General features: G+C 65.0%; 14 protein-coding genes. 4 read left to right on the forward strand and 10 right to left on the reverse strand.

From position 1 onward, the window contains the following. Positions 1 to 82: 82 nt before the first annotated feature. Positions 83 to 1,633, reverse strand: a complete 1,551-nt coding sequence (locus EN786_RS02685; RefSeq protein WP_127311459.1) for a sodium:proton antiporter — start codon at positions 1,631 to 1,633, stop codon at positions 83 to 85. Positions 1,634 to 1,822: 189 nt separating this feature from the next. Between EN786_RS02685 and EN786_RS02690 the strand changes: the two genes are divergently transcribed. Next, positions 1,823 to 2,011 carry a ClpX C4-type zinc finger protein gene (locus EN786_RS02690; RefSeq protein ID WP_127284140.1) on the forward strand — a complete coding sequence of 63 codons (189 nt, stop codon included), beginning with the start codon at positions 1,823 to 1,825 and terminating at the stop codon, positions 2,009 to 2,011. Between the two features lie 20 nt (positions 2,012 to 2,031). On the opposite strand, the gene EN786_RS02695 is transcribed toward EN786_RS02690, so the two are convergent. The 9 genes from EN786_RS02695 to EN786_RS02740 all read right to left on the reverse strand — a co-directional run bounded on the left by EN786_RS02695 (position 2,032) and on the right by EN786_RS02740 (position 12,835). Next, the gene (locus EN786_RS02695; protein WP_127284141.1) at positions 2,032 to 3,096 is read right to left on the reverse strand and encodes an ABC transporter ATP-binding protein; all 1,065 of its coding nucleotides are present in this window, start codon (positions 3,094 to 3,096) and stop codon (positions 2,032 to 2,034) included. 11 nt (positions 3,097 to 3,107) lie between these two features. Continuing rightward, on the reverse strand, positions 3,108 to 3,899 hold the full coding sequence (locus EN786_RS02700) for an ABC transporter permease (RefSeq protein ID WP_126058391.1): 792 nt from the start codon (positions 3,897 to 3,899) through the stop codon (positions 3,108 to 3,110). Further along, entirely contained in the window at positions 3,896 to 4,810 is a 915-nt protein-coding gene (locus tag EN786_RS02705) for an ABC transporter permease subunit (RefSeq protein ID WP_127308958.1), read from the reverse strand. The genes EN786_RS02700 and EN786_RS02705 overlap by 4 nt, the downstream gene beginning before the upstream one ends. Before the next feature lie 61 nt (positions 4,811 to 4,871). Next, positions 4,872 to 5,978, reverse strand: coding sequence for an ABC transporter substrate-binding protein (locus EN786_RS02710; RefSeq protein WP_127308957.1), 1,107 nt, complete (start codon positions 5,976 to 5,978; stop codon positions 4,872 to 4,874). Positions 5,979 to 6,222: 244 nt separating this feature from the next. Then, positions 6,223 to 7,395 carry an iron-containing alcohol dehydrogenase gene (locus tag EN786_RS02715; protein ID WP_127308956.1) on the reverse strand — a complete coding sequence of 391 codons (1,173 nt, stop codon included), beginning with the start codon at positions 7,393 to 7,395 and terminating at the stop codon, positions 6,223 to 6,225. Between the two features lie 20 nt (positions 7,396 to 7,415). Further along, the gene (locus EN786_RS02720; protein ID WP_127308955.1) at positions 7,416 to 8,804 is read right to left on the reverse strand and encodes an aldehyde dehydrogenase family protein; all 1,389 of its coding nucleotides are present in this window, start codon (positions 8,802 to 8,804) and stop codon (positions 7,416 to 7,418) included. A gap of 178 nt (positions 8,805 to 8,982) precedes the next feature. After that, positions 8,983 to 10,353: a glutamine synthetase family protein gene (locus EN786_RS02730; protein ID WP_127308954.1), complete on the reverse strand. Its 1,371-nt coding sequence runs from the start codon at positions 10,351 to 10,353 to the stop codon at positions 8,983 to 8,985. An 87-nt stretch (positions 10,354 to 10,440) separates the two neighbouring features. Continuing rightward, positions 10,441 to 11,997 carry an amino acid permease gene (locus EN786_RS02735; RefSeq protein WP_127284147.1) on the reverse strand — a complete coding sequence of 519 codons (1,557 nt, stop codon included), beginning with the start codon at positions 11,995 to 11,997 and terminating at the stop codon, positions 10,441 to 10,443. Between the two features lie 40 nt (positions 11,998 to 12,037). Next, positions 12,038 to 12,835, reverse strand: coding sequence for an N-formylglutamate amidohydrolase (locus tag EN786_RS02740; RefSeq protein WP_127308953.1), 798 nt, complete (start codon positions 12,833 to 12,835; stop codon positions 12,038 to 12,040). A 149-nt stretch (positions 12,836 to 12,984) separates the two neighbouring features. On the opposite strand from EN786_RS02740, the gene EN786_RS02745 reads away from it, so the two are divergent. The 3 genes from EN786_RS02745 to EN786_RS02755 all read left to right on the forward strand — a co-directional run bounded on the left by EN786_RS02745 (position 12,985) and on the right by EN786_RS02755 (position 18,270). After that, the gene (locus tag EN786_RS02745; RefSeq protein WP_127284149.1) at positions 12,985 to 13,812 is read left to right on the forward strand and encodes a MurR/RpiR family transcriptional regulator; all 828 of its coding nucleotides are present in this window, start codon (positions 12,985 to 12,987) and stop codon (positions 13,810 to 13,812) included. Positions 13,813 to 13,978: 166 nt separating this feature from the next. Next, positions 13,979 to 15,142, forward strand: coding sequence for an efflux RND transporter periplasmic adaptor subunit (locus tag EN786_RS02750; protein ID WP_135907955.1), 1,164 nt, complete (start codon positions 13,979 to 13,981; stop codon positions 15,140 to 15,142). After that, the gene (locus tag EN786_RS02755) at positions 15,139 to 18,270 is read left to right on the forward strand and encodes an efflux RND transporter permease subunit (RefSeq protein WP_127308951.1); all 3,132 of its coding nucleotides are present in this window, start codon (positions 15,139 to 15,141) and stop codon (positions 18,268 to 18,270) included. Before EN786_RS02750 ends, EN786_RS02755 begins: the two co-directional genes overlap by 4 nt. The last annotated feature ends 155 nt before the right edge of the window (positions 18,271 to 18,425 follow it).

Below are 18,425 nucleotides of genomic sequence, written 5' to 3' on the forward strand. Positions count from 1 at the left end.
TCGGCGATGGCACTAGCGGTTCCGTGATGGTGTTGCAATGGACCGCAATGGCGACGGGGCTAGGCCAGGAGGAGCAAACCGCCTAGGTCGTCAGCGGCTGGAACCGCCCCGCCGGCGACGCCGCTAGTTCCGACCAGTCGATTTCCTCCTCCAGCCGGTGATAGGCCTCGTCGCCGATTGTGCCGTTGCGGCGCAATTCCTCCAGCGCGTCGCGCTGGCGCTTGATGGCATAGAGGCGCAGCCGGTCGTATTCGGTCGCCGCCTGGGCGTCCTCAGGGTTCTCGGCGACCCGGCGCTGCGCCTCATACTGCTCGCGCACCACTGCCGCCGCGGCCGACGTCTTGTGGTTCAGGACGTCGAGCGCGGCCTGCATGACGGCGACGCGCGCCTCGGCCACCTCGCGGTCTATCGTCGTATCCGGTTCGAAGTCGAGTACCCTGAGCAGAGGCTTCAGGCTCATGCCTTGCAGCACCAGCGTGCCGAGAACGACCGCGAAGGCGGCAAGCACGATCGGGTCACGCCCCGGGAAGCCAGCCGGCAGCGCAATCGCCACCACCAGCGTCACCAGTCCCCGCATGCCGCACCAGCCGACGAGCACGGCGCCGCGAAATGTCGGCGCATCGCGCTTTTTGTCTTCGCTGTCGACGCGGGCAACCCATCGCATGACCGCAACGTAGCTCGCGACCCAGACGAGGCGCGCCGCGATGACGACGGCCAGCACCGTCGCGGCGAAGAGAAAGGCATCGCCTTGCCCGTCGCCGGAGAGCCGGCCGACGATCGAGCGTGCCTGCAGGCCCATCAGCACGAAAGCCAACACGTTCAGCACGAACACCGCCGATTCCCAGACCGAATAGGTGCTGACGCGCCTGCGCGCCGACATCAGGCGCGGCGCGGTGCGCGCAATGGTCATGGCATAGACGACGATGGTGATGATGGCCGACAGCCCGAGCCTGTCGGCAACTATCCAGACACCGAATGTACCGGCGAACTGCACCACGGTGCTGCTTGCCGCATCCTCGATGCGCGTCAGTGTCAGCAGCGAGAAGCGGCCGAACAGATAGCCGGCGACGACGCTGCCAACCGTCGACAATAGGATCACCGGCACCGCGTCCTTCAGCATGACCGAGCCGATGGCGGCCGAAACCGCGATCCTGTAGATCAGCAGCGCGGTCGCATCGTTGAGCAGGCTCTCGCCCTGCAGGATGGCGGTGATGCGGTGCGGCACCTTGAACTGACCGAGCACGGCGCTCGCGGCCACCGCATCGGGCGGCGCGACGATAGCGCCGAGCGCGATCGCCGCCGCGATCGGCAGCCCGGCCATCTTCCAGCCAACGAAGGCAACGACCACGGTGGTGAAGACGACGGCGCCAAGCGCCAGCAGCGCCAGCGACAGCCTGTAGCGCTTCAGGTCGCGCAGCGAGGTGTCATAGGCGGCGTCGAGGAGCACCGGCGCGATGAACAGCGCAAGCGCCAGTTCCGGATCGATCTCGATGGTCGGTGCGCCGGGCACGAAGGCGATCCCCACCCCGGCCAAGGCCAGCAGCGAAGGATAAGGTACCTCCAGCCGCCGCGACAGCGCCGCCAGCGCGACGGCGATCAAAAGCAGGACAAGGGTCAGTTCGAACAGGGCCATGAAAATGTCGTAGCGGCTGGAAGGTCGGTGGACCGGGACAAGGTGACAGGATGCCGTTGATTGTCCAGCGGGTGTTGCTTGCCTGGCAATATGCAGGCCTCAAGGCAGGCCGTAAGCGTCGGTCGACCAGTAGGGCCTTGACGCCTACCAGGACGTTCCTATTTCCGCAACGATTTGAAGGGGGGCGCCATGGCATCGGAACCGAGTTGCTCGTTCTGTGGAAAATCCGAGGCAGACGTGCTGCAGATAATTGCCGGCCCGGACGCCTTCATTTGCAACGAATGCGTCCAGCTATGCGTCGAGATCGTCGCAACACAAAATCCCGGCTGGCTGGAACAGCATCGCCAGTTCCTGGCAACGCTTGCTTTGAAGTCCTGACAGAACTCGCTGCAGCGAGGTCAGTGCAGCACCAGCATGTCGCCGGACGAGAACGAGATGTCGGCCTTCTCGCCGACCACGGGCGGTGGCGTCGTCGAGTTGTTGAACGTGTCGAGCGACACCGTGTTGCCGCCAATGCCGACGCGCACCCGGATGACCGAGCCGAGGAAGTGCACTTCGGCGATCTCGCCGGAAAGGCTGGTGTCATGGCCGGGTTGCCACCCCAGCGAAATCGCCTCGGGCCTGAGCGCCAGCGACAGCGTATCGCCGGACTTCGAGCCATTGAGCTTGCCCTCGAGCGCGACCTCCTGCGCATTGACACGCACCTTGCCGGCGGCAGCGTCGGTGACCGTGCCTTCCAGCACGTTGAGTGTGCCGACGAAATTGGCGACGAACTTCGTCGCCGGCCGGTTGTAGATCTCGAACGGCGTGCCGACCTGCTCGGCCTTGCCGCCATACATGACGGCGATGCGGTCGGAGATCGACAGCGCCTCTTCCTGGTCGTGGGTGACGAAGATGGTGGTTATGCCGAGCTTCTTCTGGATCGAACGGATCTCCTCGCGCAGCGACACGCGCACCTTTGCATCGAGCGCCGACAGCGGCTCGTCGAGCAGCAGGAGCTTCGGCTTCGGCGCGATCGCGCGCGCCAGCGCGATGCGCTGCTGCTGGCCGCCGGAAAGCTGGTAGGGATAGCGGTCGGCCATCTGCGGCAGCTTGATGATGTCGAGCATCTCGGCGACGCGGGAATCGATGGCGGCCTTGGCCATGCCCGCCACCTTCAGCCCGAAGCCGATGTTCTGCGCCACCGTCAGATTGGGAAACAGCGCGTAGGCCTGGAACACCATGCCGACATTGCGCTGGTTGGGCTTCAGCCGCGTGATGTCCTTGCCAGCCACCACGATCTTGCCGGCGCTCGGCTCCTCGAAACCGGCGACCATGCGCAGCACCGTCGTCTTGCCGCAGCCCGATGGGCCAAGGAAGGACACGAACTCGCCCGGCGCAACGTCGAGGTTGAAATCCTCGACCACAGTCGTGGCACCGAAGGACTTTCGCACATGCTGGATGGAGAGGAACGGCTCGGCCATGGCTTTGACTTTCAGTTCGGGCGGTTCGCCGATTTCGGCGCGAAGCGGGAAAGGATCTGGATCAGCGACATGCAGCCCCAGGTGATGGCGAAGGCGATGATGGCAAGCGCCGCCGGCTCATAGGCGCGGTTGGCGCCGATATTCTGCAGATACGGTCCGAAGGCCGGCCGATTGAGCAGGCTCGCCATGGTGAATTCGCCGATGACGATGGCGAAGGTCAGGAAGGCGCCCGACAACACCGCGATCAGCACATTGGGCAGGATGACACGGGTGATGATCGTCCCCCAGCCGGCGCCGAGGATCTGCGCCGCTTCCGTCAGCGTCCTGACATCGATGGTGCGCAGCCCGGTATCGACCGCCCGGTACATGTAGGGCAGCGCCAGCGTCGCATAGCCGATGACCAGCAGGGCGTTGGTGCCCGTGTCGCTGGCGAGGAACGGCAGCGGCGAGTTGGAGCCGTACATCCGGATGTAGCCGAAGACGATGACGATGGCCGGAATGACCAGTGGCAACAGCGTGATGAACTCGACCACCGGCCTGATCTGCGGCAGACGCAGCCGGATCCAGTAGGCCGCGGGCACCACGATCAGCACGCCGAGGATGATGGTGAAGATCGCCGCGACTACCGAATACATGAATGTGGCCTGGAAGCGCTCGTCCCCCAGCACGATCTGATAGGCGTCGAACGAATAGGCGCCGCGCCGCATGCGCATCGAGAATTCGACGGTCGCGATCAGCGGAATGAAGAAATAGGCCGCGCCCAGCGCGAAGACGACCCAGGCCCAGAATCTACCGGACTTCATTTGAGCCACCTCTCCGAGCGGGTCCGGAACCAGATGTAGAAGACATTGGCGAGACCGGTGATGACGATCATGCCGAAGGCGATCGCATAGCCGAGATGCGCGTTGTGCAATACGTCGCCACGGATCTGCGCGTAGAGCAGGATCGGCACGATGTTGAGCGAGGAACCAGTCAGCGCATAGGCGGTGGCGATCGCCCCGAAGGCGTTGGCGAAGAGCAGGATCACGGTGCCGAGGAAGCTCGGCCAGATCACCGGAATGACCACCATGCGCCAATACTGCGCCGTGGTCGCGCCGAGCGTCGCGGCGGCTTCACCCCATTCCTTCTTCAGCCCGTCGATAGCCGGCGTGATGATGACCACCATCAGCGGGATCTGGAAGTAGACATAAGTCAGCGTCAGGCCCCAGAAGGACAGGATGTTGAAGCCGTGCGCGTAAATGTTCAGCCCAAACACGGTGTTCAGGATGACGGTGGCGAGCCCGAGCCGGCCCAGCGTGGCAAGGAAGGCGAAGGCCAGCGGCACGCCGGCGAAATTGGAAGCGACACCGGAAAATGTCAGCGTCGCCGAGCGTATCCAGTCCGGCAGGCCGCCACGCACGATGGCAATGGCGATGGCGAGCCCGGCGAAGGCGCCGATCAGAGCCGAGGCAAGGCTGACCTTGATGGAAATCCAGTAGGCGGCAACGATCGACGGCTGCGCCAGGGCCGCGATGTTTTCGAACGTGAACTCGCCTGCGTCGTTCTGGAAGGCGCCCAGCATCAGGTAGAGCGTGGGCAGGATCAGGAACATGATCGCGAAGACGAAGAACGGCGTGACGCCGAGCCACTGCGTCGGCAGCCGCAGCCTTCGCGCCTCGGCGGGCGGCGCGGTCTTCCCCGCAATGGCTTGATTGGAGAGGGAGAGATCGGTCATGCGCCGGCTACCGTCTTGGAGAGGAGCCGGGCGGCCAAAGCCGCCCGGCCCTTACATTGTGTTACTTCACGTTGGCGCCGACAACGGCATCCCAGTTCTTGGTGATGGCTTCCTTGGCCTTGCCCTGTTCATCGAGGGTCGGGAAGACAGCTGATGCATAGGCCTCGGCCGGCGGCAGCTTGGCCATCACGTCGGCCGGGAGCTTGCCGTTCTTGGCGAGGTCGTTGAAGCGGATCGGGTGGCAATAGCCCTTCAGCCAGCCGATCTGGCCTTCGTCGGAGTAGAGATACTCGAGCCACAGCTTGGCAGCATTCGGGTGCGGCGCGTAGGCGCTGATCGCCTGCACGTAGACGCCGGCGACGACGCCGGTCTTCGGCACGACGACATCGACGGGCGGGTTGCCCTTCAGCGTGTCGCGGCCGGCAAGCGCGTTGTAATCCCAGGTGACCAGGATCGGCGTCTGGCCCTGGGCGAGCGTCGCCGGCTTGCCGATGACCGGCACGAAATTGCCGGCGGCGTTGAGCTTCTTGAAGAAGTCGAGACCGGCGGTGCCGGCGGCTTCGCCAGCGGCCGCGCCACCGGAAAGGCCGGCGGCGTAGACGGCCTGGATGGCCTGGTTCGAGGCGCGCGGGTCACCGGCGAGCGCAACCGTGTTGGCATAGTCTGCCTTCAAGAGGTCGGCCCAGTCAGCCGGCGCTTCCTTGACCAGATCCTTGTTCACCAGGAAGGACAGCACGCCGTAATAGTCGCCGGTCCAGAAGCCATCCGCATCCTTGGCGCTGTCCGGGATCGAGTCCCAGGTCGACACCTTGTAGGGTTGGATCAGGCCGTCGGCCTTTGCCGACGGGCCGAAGGACAGGCCGACGTCGATGACGTCAGGCGCCTGCGGGCCCTTGTTGTCCTTGTTGGCCTTGATCGCCTCGATCTCGTCGCCCGAGCCGGCATCCGGGTTGAGTTCGTTGATCTTGATCTCCGGATACTTCGCCTTGAAGCCATCGATGACGGCGCCGTAACCGCACCAGTCATGCGGCAGCGCGATCGTGGTGAGCTCGCCCTCCGCCTTGGCCGCCTTGACGAGTTCATCCAGCGAAGCCGCGGACGAAATCACCGACGACACCATCAGGGTCGCGGCCGAAAGGGAAAGCACTTTCCCCGTGAATTTGAACATGTGTTCTCTCCGTTGAACTGACGCCGTTGGACGCCTGCGATGCGGTATCGTTTTCGTGTGACAGCCAGATGAAAGCTTTGTGAAACCGGCACCCCGCAGTACGAAAAAGTAAACTCTTTTTAACCGGGTGTAGCAATCGCCTCGCGATTATTTTTCCGGCTAATTATTTCCCGCCTTGTCTTTCGCCCTACTCCCTTCCTTTCCCCTCGTTTTCCGGATCAAATTCCGGCGCCTGAAATCGATCTCAGACGGCGCCGGCGATGGCGTTTTCCAGCAGCGTCAGTGCCGCCTTCTTGGTCAGCTTGACCGGGTTGCCGCCGGCGGTCGGATCGACCACCGCCATGTCGGCGATCAGCCCCTTGCGCTTCTTGTCCATGTCGAGGCCCTTGATCAGGCCGGGCAGCGCATGCGGCACCTTGAGCTCCTTGCGCAGCTTGATGATCGCCTTGGCGAAACCGTCGAAGCCGCCCTTGATGCCGCAATAGGCGGCGAGCCGGCCGATGCGCTCGTCGATGGCGTCGCGGTTGAAGGCCAGCACGTAGGGCATGAACACGGCGTTGGTCATGCCGTGATGGGTGTCGTAGAGCGCGCCGATCGGATGCGACAGCGAGTGGATGGCGCCCAGCCCCTTCTGGAAGGCGGCCGCCCCCATCGCCGCGGCGCTCATCATATGGGCGCGGGCAACCAGGTCCTTGCCGTTGGCGAAGGCCTTGGGCAGGTTCTCGAACACCAGCCGAATGCCTTCCACCGCGATGCCGTCAGCCATCGGATGATAGCCCGGCGCGCAATAGGCCTCGAGGCAGTGCGCCAGCGCGTCCATGCCGGTGCCGGCGGTGATGAAGCCCGGCATGCCGACCGACAGCTCCGGATCGGCGATCACGATCGCCGGCAGGAGCTTCGGATGGAAGATGACCTTCTTGGTGTGCGTCGCCTCATTGGTGATGACGCCGGCGCGGCCGACTTCCGACCCGGTGCCGGCGGTGGTCGGCACCGCGATGATCGGCGCGATCGCGTCGGAATCGGCTCTCGTCCACCAGTCGCCGACATCCTCGAAGTCCCACACCGGCCGCGTCTGCCCTGCCTGGAAGGCGATCAGCTTACCGAGGTCGAGCGCCGAGCCGCCGCCGAAGGCGATAACGCCGTCATGCTTGCCCTTCTTGAACACCGCGATGCCGGCGGTCAGGTTGGAATCGACCGGGTTCGGCTTGACCTCGGAAAACACGCCATACGGAACTTTGGCGTCGTCGAGGATCTTCAGCGTCGAGGCGACGACCGGCAGTTTCGCCAGCCCAGGATCGGTGACGAAGAGCGGCCGCTTGATGCCTGTGGCTGCCAGCACGTCTGGCAGTTCCTTGATGCGGCCGGCGCCGAAGCGGACGGTGGTCGGGTAGTTCCATTTGGAGATGAGCTTGGACATTGCTTGTCTTTCGAAAAAAATCAGATCGCTTCACGCAGGTGGAATGATTTCGGCCGGGTCAGATTGTCGTAGCCGATCGCCGAAAGTGCTGCGCCCTTGCCGGTGTCCTTGACGCCGGTCCACACGAGCGCCGGATCGAGATAGTCGCAACGGTTCATGAACACGGTGCCGGTCTCGACGCGGTCGCCGATCGCCGCCGCATGCTCGGTGTCGCGCGTCCAGATAGATGCCGTCAGCCCGTAGGGACTGTCATTCATCAAAGCGATCGCCTCCTCGTCGTTGCGCACCTTCATGATGCCGACGATCGGACCAAAACTCTCCTCGCGCATGACGCTCATCTGGTGGTCGACATTGGTGAGCACTTCAGGCGCCAGATAGGGCGAGCCAGGCTTGTCATTGGCGACCTTCATGTTGACATGCGCGGTGGCACCCTTGCGCAGCGCCTCGGCCTTCTGCTCGCGGATCAGGTCGGCGAAGCGTGCCTGCGCCATCGGCCCCAGCGTCGTCGCCTGCTCCAGCGGATTGCCGACGACATAGTTCTTCGTCTCGGCGATGAAGCCCTCGACAAACTCGTCATAGACCTTCTCGTGAACATAGACGCGCTCGATACCGCAGCAGCACTGGCCGGAATTGAAGAAGGCGCCGTCGACCAGATTGGCGACCGCATGGTCCATCTTGGCGTCGGGCAGCACATAGGCCGGATCCTTGCCGCCGAGCTCGAGGCCGAGGCTCATGAAGGTGCCGGCCGCCGCCTTCTCGATTGCGCGGCCGCCGGCGACCGAGCCGGTAAAGTTGACATGGTCGATCTTGCCGGAACCGAGCAGCCTCTCGGTCTGGCCGTGGTTCAGGACGAGGTTTTGGAACAGGCCCTTGGGCAGGCCGGCTTTGTCGAAGGCCTGCTGGAATCGTTCGCCGACCAGAAGCGTCTGCGCCGCATGCTTGAGGATGACCGCGCTGCCGGCCATCAGCGCCGGCACGATGGTGTTGACGGCGGTGAGATAGGGGTAGTTCCACGGCGCGATGACCATGACCACGCCGTGCGGCACCTTCTTCACATAACGGCGGAAGCCGTCCTTCGGGTTGGAGGCCAGGACCGGCTTCAACGCCTGTTCGGCGATCTCGACCATGTAGTTGACGCGTTCCTTGACGCCGCCGAACTCGCCGCCATAGCGCACCGGGCGGCCCATCTGCCAGGCGATCTCCGGCACGATCTCGTCGGTCATGGCGACCAGCGCTTCGAGCATCGCCAGCATGTACTTGCCGCGCTCGACGACCGGCGTCTCCGCCCACTTCTCCTGCGCCGCCTTGGCGCGCTCGACCGCGGCATTGATCGCCTGGTCCGTCGCGACCGGCCGCTCGGCATAGATCGAGCCGTCGATGGGTGATTTGAGTTTGACCGTCTCGGTCATGTCTTCCTCGCAGTTTTACAACAATCGAAAATCATGTGGCGTGGCGCCGCCCCTCATCCGCCTGCCGGCACCCTCCCCCATACGGGAGAAGGGCGAAACTCCTGCGCTGACGCCCCTCCCCCTTTCTTCGCCGGCAGAGGGTAAGGGCGAGGGGCAACGCCGACGCTAACCCGGCACCTTAGTACCGCTCGAAACCCCTGTGCAGTTCCCAATCGGTGATGCGGCGGTCGTACTCGAACTGCTCCCAGCGGGCCGTATGCACATAGTGTTCGACAACATCCTCGCCGAAGGCCTGCTTCAGCATCTTCGACTTCGACAGCGTCTCGGTGGCATCGCGCAGCGTCTTCGGGATCTCCGGCAGGCGCGAGGCCTGGTAGGCGTCACCGACGAACGGCTTCTGCAGTTCCAGCTTCTCGTCGATGCCGGCAAGGCCGGACGCGATCAGCGCCGCGAAGGCGAGGTAGGGGTTCAAGTCAGCGCCGCCGATCCGGCATTCCATGCGGATGCCCTTGGTGCCCTCGCCGCACAGGCGGAAACCGGCGGTGCGGTTGTCCTCGCTCCACATGATCTTGGTCGGCGCGAAGGTGCCGGCCTGGAAGCGCTTGTAGGAGTTGATGTAGGGCGCCAGGAACCAGGTGAACTCCTTGGCGTATTTGAGCTGGCCCGCGGCCCATTGCTGGCCGAGCGTCGACAGCGTCCATTCGGCGTTTTTGTCGAAGAACAGCGGCGTCTTGCCGTCGGCGCTCCACAGCGAATTGTGGATGTGGCTGGAGTTGCCGGCGAGCCCGTAATTGTACTTGGCCATGAAGGAGATCGACTTGCCTTCGGAATCGGCGATCTCCTTGGCGCCGTTCTTCAGGATGACGTGGCGGTCGGCCATGTCGAGCGCTTCGGCGTAGCGCACGTTGATCTCTTCCTGGCCCGGGCCCCATTCGCCCTTGGAGTTCTCGATCGGAATGCCGGCAGCTTCCATCTCGTTGCGAAGCCGGCGCATGACGCCTTCTTCCTTGGTGGTGATGCCGATCTGGTAGTCGCCGATGTAGGGCGAGGCCGAGTCGAGGCCCTGCCAGTGCTTCTTGCGGGCGGAATCGTAGGTCTCGTTGAAGAGGTAGAATTCGAGCTCGGAGGCAAAGTAGCCGATATAGCCGCGCTCGCTCAGTCGCTTGACCTGCTTCTTCAGGATCGCGCGGGGTGAGTGCGCCAAATCCGCATGGTCGTGGTGGTCGAGCACGTCGCAAATCACCAGCGCCGTCTTTTCCAGCCACGGCAGCCGCCGCAGCGTCGCAAGGTCGGGCTTCATGACGAAGTCGCCATAGCCCTTCGACCAGCTCGCCGCCTTGTAGCCGGGCACCGGCTCCATATCGATGTCGCAGGCAAGCAGATAGTTGCAGCCATGCGTCTCGCCATGCGCGGAATCGACGAAATACTGGGCAAGGAACCGCTTTCCGGCGAGCCGGCCCTGCATGTCGACGATGCAGGCCAGAACCGTGTCGATCTCGCCATTGGAGACCGCTTTCTTCAACTGATCGAACGAGAAATTTCCGGCCATTCCTTTGGCACTCCAGCGCTTGGTCGTTGAGAGGGATAAACGCAGCCATGGCCGGCGCGAGGCCGGCCATGGCCAGGGTTATGGACGTCAGTGGCCGGTTTCGCCGACCGCCTGTTCGGCCGCCTGGATCGCCGCCTGGCGCGCCGCGATGATGTCGCCGAGCGGCGGGCCCTGGAAGCGGTTGCGTTCGAACGCGAACCACACGATCGCCGTCAGGATGAAGAAGCCGACGGTGATGTAGAGCGCCCAGTCGTTCGGCGGCTGGATGCCGATGACGAAGATCAGGATCATCGACAGAATGGAGAGGACGCCGAAAAGCATGAAGATCGCACGCCCCATGTTCCACGGGCCCATCTTGTCCCACTTCGGCGTGCCCCAGGCCAGCATGCCGAGCACGATCGGCACGGTGAAGGACAGGAACAGGAAGATGACCGTGCAGGACACCACGATCGTGTAGGCCGAGGTACCGGCGACCGAAACCAGGGTCGAACCCCAGACGAACAGCACCGACAGGATCGACGCCGTCCAGATCGCCGCCACCGGCGTGCGATAGGTCGGGCTGACCTTGGCGAGCGCTGCCGAACCCGGCAGGCCGCCGTCACGCGAGAAGGCGAAGATCATGCGCGAGGCCGAAGTCACCGTCGCCAGGCCGCACAGCAGCTGGGCAACGAACACGACGAGGTAGACGAACTCCTTGATGCCGGGGCTGACACGCTGGTCGAAGGCCCAGAAGAACACGTTCCAGCCCTGCTTGGCGGCATCGTCCATGTTCGGGATCATCAGGATGAAGGCGGCCAGGAACAGGTAGCCGAAGACGGCCGACCAGATGACCGACATGACCATGGCGCGCGGCACGGAACTGGCCGCCTTGATGGTTTCCTCGGAGGTGTGTGCCGAGGCGTCGTAGCCGGTGATGGTGTAGATCGGCAGCAGCAGGCCGAGCGCGAACACCCAGGCATTCGACACCGACGGCCAAACATTGGCGCCGGCCTCGCCCGAGTAGTTGTGGAACGTGAAGAGACGGCTGAAATCCCAGGTCTCGGCGGCGGCAAGGCAGACGATCGCGATCAGGATCGAGCCTAAGAAGATGAGATAGCCCGAGAAGTCGGTGAGCTTCGCCGTCAGCTTGATGCCGAGATGGTTGATCAGCGCCTGGGCGCCGGTGATGATGATCAGGAAGATCATCTGGTTGGTCAGATTGCCCTCGATGCCGAGCGCCGGTCCGAAGGCGCCGACGAAGAAGGTCCAGGTGCCGACATTGATGGCGCCGAGCACGGTGATCAGGCCGAGCAGGTTGAGCCAGGCCGTCACCCAGCCGGTGCCGCGATTGCCGAGGATCGAACCCCAGTGATAGAGGCCGCCGGCCGTCGGATAGGCCGAACTGATCTGCGACATGGCGACCGCGAAGGTCAGCGAGACGAAGCAGCCGACCAGCCAGCCGATGCCGATGCCGATGCCGCCGGCGCCGGAGGTGGCCTGCGCCAGCGAATTGATGCCGCCGGACAGGATGCAGATGATGGAGAACGAAACCGCGAAATTCGAAAAGCGGCTGAGGCGCCGCTCCAGTTCCTGGGCGTAGCCCATGCTGTGGAGGTGCTTTACGTCCTCCGCCTTATCAACTTCGGTATAACCCGGTGCTGCCATTTGAAGTCCCCTTTAGTTCTTAGCTGGCCGATTGTACTGACTATCCCACTGCGCGTTGTCGGGAGCCGCTGGCCTCCTCGGGCTCCAGATCAGAAAAAATGCCGGTGAGCAGATCCGCCCATCTCCGCTGCCCGGCCTCGCCGGAGATTTCATCGTTGCGGATTTCGATCATCGCGCAGGCAAGGCCGCGCGAGCGCGCATGGCGTTCCAGCGTGAAATAGACGCGGTCGGCCGGCGAATAGGGTTCGTTGACGCCGACAGTGACGCCGGCGAGCCGCTTGAGCGCTGCGATCAGGGGCGCTGCCAGCCGGCGGTCCTCGTCATGGATGATGCCGATGTGCCAGGGCCGGCTCTTGCCCTTGTAGACCGGCGTGAAGGAATGCACCGACACCAGCCGCGTTTCCTGTCCGCGCGCCAGCCGCTCGTCGATGATGCCTGCGATCGAGTCATGGAACGGCCGCCACGACAGATCGATACGCGCGGCGCGCTGATTGTCCGACAGACCGGCATTGCCGGGAATGACCGTGGTCTCGCTGACCGGAGGCACGAGGTCCGGCGCATCGAGCGGCCGGTTGCAGTCGATGACGAGGCGCGAGATGCGGGTTTCGACCAGCGTGGCATCGAGCGCGGCGGCCATGCGATGGGCGACGGGCAGTGCGCCGGGATCCCAGGCGATGTGGCGGGAGAGGTCCTCCGTCGGCAGGCCGAGCGTGCCGAATTCAGGCGGCAGGAAGTTGGAGGCGTGGTCGCAAGTCAGAACAAATGGGCTCGCCCCGCCAGGGTTGGTCACCCTTACGGTTTCAGGCGATGCAGGGCTGGCGGGCCGTGCTGTCTCCATAGTCAGTCGTCCCCTCGGGAGCGCTGTATCGTATGTTACGTATTTTGTCTCATTGCGTCCCTGCGGATGATTTCATACAGTTTGTCCGGCTTTGTCAAACGCGATTTCGGGGAACAGCGTCGACCGGGCCAATAGGTGGGGGAAAAACCATGATCTCCAGCATCGCCGAACTGATTTCCGACCGCATCGGCGCCATGCCGGCCGGCGAGCGGCGCGCGGCGCAGACGCTGATCGCCAACTATCCGCTGATCGGGCTTAAGACCGTCGCCGAATTTTCGGCCGCCGCCGGCGTGTCCTCGCCGACGATCCTGCGTTTCGTTGCCCGTCTCGGCTTCCAGAACTATCCGGAATTCCAGTCGGCGCTTCAGGACGAGCTGGCGGCGCAATTGCAGTCGCCGGCATCGCGCACGCTCAACCCGGCCTCGCCAGGCGGCGGCGCGGTGTCGCCAATGCTCGAGGCGACGCTCGAGAACATGCGCGAGACCTTCAGGCACCTGTCCGACAAGCAGCTGGCCGACATCGCCGCGAAACTTGCCGAGCGGCGCGGCAAGACCTTCCTGATCGGCGGCCGCTTCACCGATCCGCTGGCGCGCTACATGGCCGCCCACCTCGCCATCGTCCAGCCGGACGTCTACCACCTCGCCGGACAGGAGAGCATCTGGCGCGACCGGCTGATCGACATGGGCAAGCGCGACGTGCTGGTGATCTTCGACATCAGGCGCTACCAGGACAGCCTGGTGCGCTTTGCCGAGACGGCGCATCAGCGCGGCGTCCAGATCGTGCTGTTCACCGACCAGTGGCTGTCGCCGATCGCCCGTTTCGCCCGCCATGTCATCGCCGGGCGCACCGCCGTGCCCTCGGCCTGGGATTCCTCGGCCGCCCTCTTCGTCGTCGCCGAGACACTGATCGGAGCCGTCACGAGGCAGCTCGAGGCCGACGGCGCCAAGCGCATCCGCGAACTGGAAGGCCTGCGCTAGGCAACATTTGGTCCGGCGGCCGGCCAACGTTACGCAGATTTAATGTGCACGGCAGCGGCAGAATTGCCATAAAGCCATGATATCGCGTGGCTTCGCACATTGCCGGGGTGCGTCGCTGCGTTTTTTGCTTGGGGAAACTGTAGGCGTTTTGCCGACCGGAGTGCCGATGGCCGCCTGGAAACAGATCGTTTTTGCGCTTGTGATCCTGGTGGCCGCCGCGGCCGCCTGGGTACGCTTTTTCCCCGGCGCGCATGAGGTGCTGGCACGCTGGGGCATCGAATGGGCCGATGCCGCGACATCGGCGCAGACGACCGGCGCCGTCGACCCGGCAAGGCAGGCGAGCGGTCGCGACAGCACCCGGCGACCGGCCAATGTCGTCGCCCTGCCGGCGAGCACCGCCACCATCAACGACCGCCTGCAAGCGATCGGCACCGGCCGAGCCAACGCCTCGGTGACGGTCAACCCTTACAGTTCCGGACGTCTCGTGCAATTCCTGGTCGCCTCCGGAACCCATGTCGACAAGGGCCAGGTCATCGCCACGCTCGATTCCGACACCGAGGTGATTGCCGAGGACCGCGCCAAGGTCGGCCTGCAGGACGCGCAGGACAAGCTCGACCGGGTCAAGTCGCTGCGGGCCTCGAACGCCGCGACGCCGGTCGCCGTCGCCGATGCCGAGGTGGCGCTGGCCAACGCCAAGCTGTCGTTGCGCGACGCCGAGCTAGCCCTGCAGCGCCGTTCGATCGTGGCGCCCATAGCGGGTACGGTCGGCATCCTGCCGATCTCCGCCGGCAATTACGTGACCAGCCAGTCGGCCATCGCCACGCTCGACGACCGCTCCTCGATACTGGTCGACTTCCTGGTGCCCGAGCGCTTCGCCGCCGCCGTCAAGGTCGGTGCGCAACTGTCGGCGACGCCGATCGCCAACCCCAGCCAGGTCTATACCGGCACGGTCTCGGCAATCGACAACCATATCGACGAGGTCAGCCGCACGCTGCTGGTCAAGGCGACGATCGCCAACCCGGCGGACTCGCTGCGCGCCGGCATGTCGTTCCAGATCAGCATGAAATTCCCGGGCGACTCCTATCCGGCGGTCAGTCCGCTGGCCATCCTGTGGGGGTCCGACGGCGCCTATGTCTGGGCGGTCGCCGACGGCAAGGCCAAACGCGTTCCGGTGCGCATCATCCAGCGCAACACCGAGACAGTGCTGATCGACGCGCCGATCGTCAGCGGCGACATGGTGGTGACCGAAGGCACCCAGAGCGTCAGCGATGGTGGCGAGGTCCGCATCGCCGGCGAGGAGCAGCGCGCCGCCGAAGCCGCCAGCCCATGAGCGGCGGGGCCAACACCGCCAGCGAGAGCGGCTTCACCGCGCTGTTCATCCGCCGGCCGGTCATGGCCCTGGTGCTGAACACGCTGATCGCGGTCGCCGGCCTTGCCGCCTTCTATGGCGTCGAGATCCGCGAACTGCCAGATGTCGACCGCCCCGTCATCACCGTCAGCACCACCTTCGAGGGCGCGGCAGCCGAGACCGTCGATCGCGAGCTTACCGACACGATCGAGGGTGCGGTCGCGCGCGTCTCCGGCGTCAAGTCGATCTCGTCGACCTCCTCCTTCGGCAACAGCCGCGTCACCATCGAGTTCAACGACGGTGTCGATCTCGACGTCGCCGCCTCCGATGTGCGCGACGCCGTCAGCCGCATCTCCAACCAAATACCGGACACGGCCGACACGCCGCGCATCGTCAAGGCCGATGCCAATTCCGAGCCGGTGATGCGACTGGCGGTCACCTCCGACACCATGTCGGTGCAGGACATGACGGTGATCGTCCAGGACCAGATCGAGGACGAACTCGCCGCCGTCCCGGGCGTCGCCGACGTCCAGGTCTCCGGTGACCGCGACAAGATCTTCCGCATCGACGTCGATCAGAACAAGCTCGCCAGCCACGGCTTCACCGTCGCCGATCTCCGGACAGCCCTTGCCTCGGTCGCCTTCGATTCGCCGGCCGGCTCGATCACCACCACCAACCAGGACCTGATCGTGCGCACGACGGCGGACGTGACGACGCCGGAGGAGTTCGAGAACATCACCGTCGGCGGCAAGACGCGCATCCGCGATGTCGCCACCGTCACGCTCGGCCCCGACGTCGGCCAGACGGCGCTGCGTTCGGACGGCAAGACCGGCATCGGCCTCGGCATCATCCGCCAGGCGGAATCGAACACGCTGGACATCTCGACCGGCGTCAGGGCGGCGGTCGCCAAGCTGCAGGAGAACCTGCCCCAGGGCATGTCGATCAAGGTCACCAGCGACGACGCGGTCTTCGTCAACGGCGCCGTGCACGAGGTCGAGATCGCGCTAGCGCTCTCGGTCTCGATCGTGCTGATCGTCATCTACGCCTTCCTGCTCGACTGGCGCGCGACGCTGATCCCCGGCCTGTCGATGCCGGTCGCCATGATCGGCACCATCGCCGCGATCTATCTTGCCGGCTTCTCGGTCAACATCCTGACGCTGCTGGCGCTGGTGCTGGCGACCGGCCTCGTCGTCGACGACGCCATCGTCGTGCTCGAAAACATCGTGCGCCGGCGCAACGAAGGCATGGGGCCGCGCGCGGCGGCCGTGCTCGGCGCGCAGGAGGTCTTCTTCGCCGTCATCGCCACCACGCTGACGCTGGTCGCCGTCTTCGTGCCGATCTCCTTCCTGCCCGGCCAGACCGGCGGCCTGTTCCGCGAATTCGGCTTCGTGCTGGCGATGTCGGTGCTTCTGTCCTGCGTGGTCGCGCTCACCCTTTGCCCGATGCTCGCCTCGCGCATGCTGTCCAGCGCCTCGCTCCACCATGAAGGCGGCAAGGGCCTCGGCGCCCGCATCGGCGGCGCGCTGAACGCGACCTACCGGCGCTGCCTGCACGCCTGCCTCGGCGCGCCGTGGCTGGTGGTGCTGGTGGCGGTGCTCTTTGCCGGCATCGCCTTCACGCTTTTCGGCACCATCCGCCAGGAGCTGACGCCGAGCGAGGACCGTGCCGTCGTCTTGTTGCGCATCAGCGCGCCGCAAGGCGTCAGCCTCGACTACACGACCGAGCAGATGCAGAAGATCGAGAGGTTGATCCAGCCGCTACGCGATTCCGGCGAGATCCGCAGCACCTTCGAAAACGCCGGCCAGAACGGCGCCTACAACTCAGGCTTCATGGTGATGACGCTGGCGCCGTGGAGCGAGCGCGCGCGCAGCCAGCAGCAGATCGTGGCCGAGATCAGCCGTTTGACGAGGCAGGTGCCGAGCGTGCGCGTCTTCCCCGTACAGCCCAACAGCCTTGGCATCCGCGGCGCCGGCAACGGCCTGCAGTTCGCGCTGGTCGGCAACGACCGCAAGGCGCTCGGCGAGGCGGCCGGCAAGGTCATTGCCGAGATGCAGAAGGATCAGCGCTTCCAGACGCCACGGCTCACCGTCGACCCGACCCAGCCCCAGCTTGCCGTCGCCATCGACCGCGAACGCGCCTCCGACCTCGGCATCGACATCACCGGGCTGGCCGACACGCTGCAGGCCATGCTCGACGGCAACGACGTCGTCGACGTCTATATCGCCGACCGCAGCTATGGCGTGAAGCTGGTGTCGACGACCAACCCGATCAACGACCCGACCGACCTCGAGAACATCTTCCTGAAGACCGGCGACGGTCGCTTCCTGCCGATGTCGACTATCGCCACGCTGACCGAACGCGCCGTGCCGCCGTCGCTGACGCGCGAGCAGCAGCAGCCGTCGGTCGCCATCACCTCGAACCTGTCAGGCGACTTCGCGCTCGGCGACGCGCTGAGCCGCGCCGAGGAGATCGCGACGCCGCTCTTGCCGCCGGGCAGTCGCATCCTGCCGCTCGCCGAGGCGGCGACGCTGGGCGAGACCAACAGCGCCATGATCACCATCTTCGGCTTCGCGCTGGTCATCATCCTGCTGGTGCTTGCCGCGCAGTTCGAAAGCTTCGTCAGCGCCATCATCATCATGGCGACGGTGCCATTGGGTTTGGCATGCGCGATCTTCGCGCTCCTGCTCTCAGGGACCAGCCTCAATGCCTACAGCCAGATCGGCCTGGTGCTGCTCGTCGGCGTCATGGCCAAGAACGGCATCCTGATCGTCGAGTTCGCCAACCAGCTGCGGGACCGCGGGCTCGGGGTGCGCGAGGCGATCGAGCAGGCCTCCATCATCCGCCTGCGCCCGGTGATGATGACGATGATCTGCACCGTGCTCGGCGGCGTGCCGCTGGTGCTGGCCGTCGGCGCCGGCGCCGAGGCGCGCATTGCGCTCGGCTGGGTGATCGTCGGCGGGCTTGGCCTCGCCACCGTCTCGACCCTGTTCCTGACCCCGGTCGCCTATCTGCTGCTCGGCCGCTTCGTTACGCCGAAGACGCACGAGGAAGCACGGCTGAAGCGCGAGCTCGAGGAAGCCGCCTACACCAACGTCGAGCCGGCGGAGTAGGTCTAGCTCTCCTCTCCCCGTCACTATACGGGGAGAGGATGCCGGCAGGCAGGTGAGGGGCAGCACCAAGCTTGCGAGATTGCCGCCTGGTATCGATGACGACGAACGCCAGCAGCACGGCCAATCACGGCCGTCAGCGCCGCCCCTCATCCGCC

The sequence above is a fragment of the Mesorhizobium sp. M4B.F.Ca.ET.143.01.1.1 genome (genome assembly GCF_004792275.1).
GTDB classification, from domain to species: Bacteria; Pseudomonadota; Alphaproteobacteria; order Rhizobiales; family Rhizobiaceae; genus Mesorhizobium; species Mesorhizobium abyssinicae.

Coding starts and splice junctions, on each gene's coding strand:
- EN786_RS02685 (WP_127311459.1), bottom strand. CDS start 1,633: ATGGCCCTGTTCGAACTGACCCTTGTCCTGCTTTTGATCGCCGTCGCG.
- EN786_RS02745 (WP_127284149.1), top strand. CDS start 12,985: ATGATCTCCAGCATCGCCGAACTGATTTCCGACCGCATCGGCGCCATG.
- EN786_RS02750 (WP_135907955.1), top strand. CDS start 13,979: ATGGCCGCCTGGAAACAGATCGTTTTTGCGCTTGTGATCCTGGTGGCC.
- EN786_RS02695 (WP_127284141.1), bottom strand. CDS start 3,096: ATGGCCGAGCCGTTCCTCTCCATCCAGCATGTGCGAAAGTCCTTCGGT.
- EN786_RS02700 (WP_126058391.1), bottom strand. CDS start 3,899: ATGAAGTCCGGTAGATTCTGGGCCTGGGTCGTCTTCGCGCTGGGCGCG.
- EN786_RS02740 (WP_127308953.1), bottom strand. CDS start 12,835: ATGGAGACAGCACGGCCCGCCAGCCCTGCATCGCCTGAAACCGTAAGG.
- EN786_RS02755 (WP_127308951.1), top strand. CDS start 15,139: ATGAGCGGCGGGGCCAACACCGCCAGCGAGAGCGGCTTCACCGCGCTG.
- EN786_RS02710 (WP_127308957.1), bottom strand. CDS start 5,978: ATGTTCAAATTCACGGGGAAAGTGCTTTCCCTTTCGGCCGCGACCCTG.
- EN786_RS02705 (WP_127308958.1), bottom strand. CDS start 4,810: ATGACCGATCTCTCCCTCTCCAATCAAGCCATTGCGGGGAAGACCGCG.
- EN786_RS02715 (WP_127308956.1), bottom strand. CDS start 7,395: ATGTCCAAGCTCATCTCCAAATGGAACTACCCGACCACCGTCCGCTTC.
- EN786_RS02690 (WP_127284140.1), top strand. CDS start 1,823: ATGGCATCGGAACCGAGTTGCTCGTTCTGTGGAAAATCCGAGGCAGAC.
- EN786_RS02730 (WP_127308954.1), bottom strand. CDS start 10,353: ATGGCCGGAAATTTCTCGTTCGATCAGTTGAAGAAAGCGGTCTCCAAT.
- EN786_RS02735 (WP_127284147.1), bottom strand. CDS start 11,997: ATGGCAGCACCGGGTTATACCGAAGTTGATAAGGCGGAGGACGTAAAG.
- EN786_RS02720 (WP_127308955.1), bottom strand. CDS start 8,804: ATGACCGAGACGGTCAAACTCAAATCACCCATCGACGGCTCGATCTAT.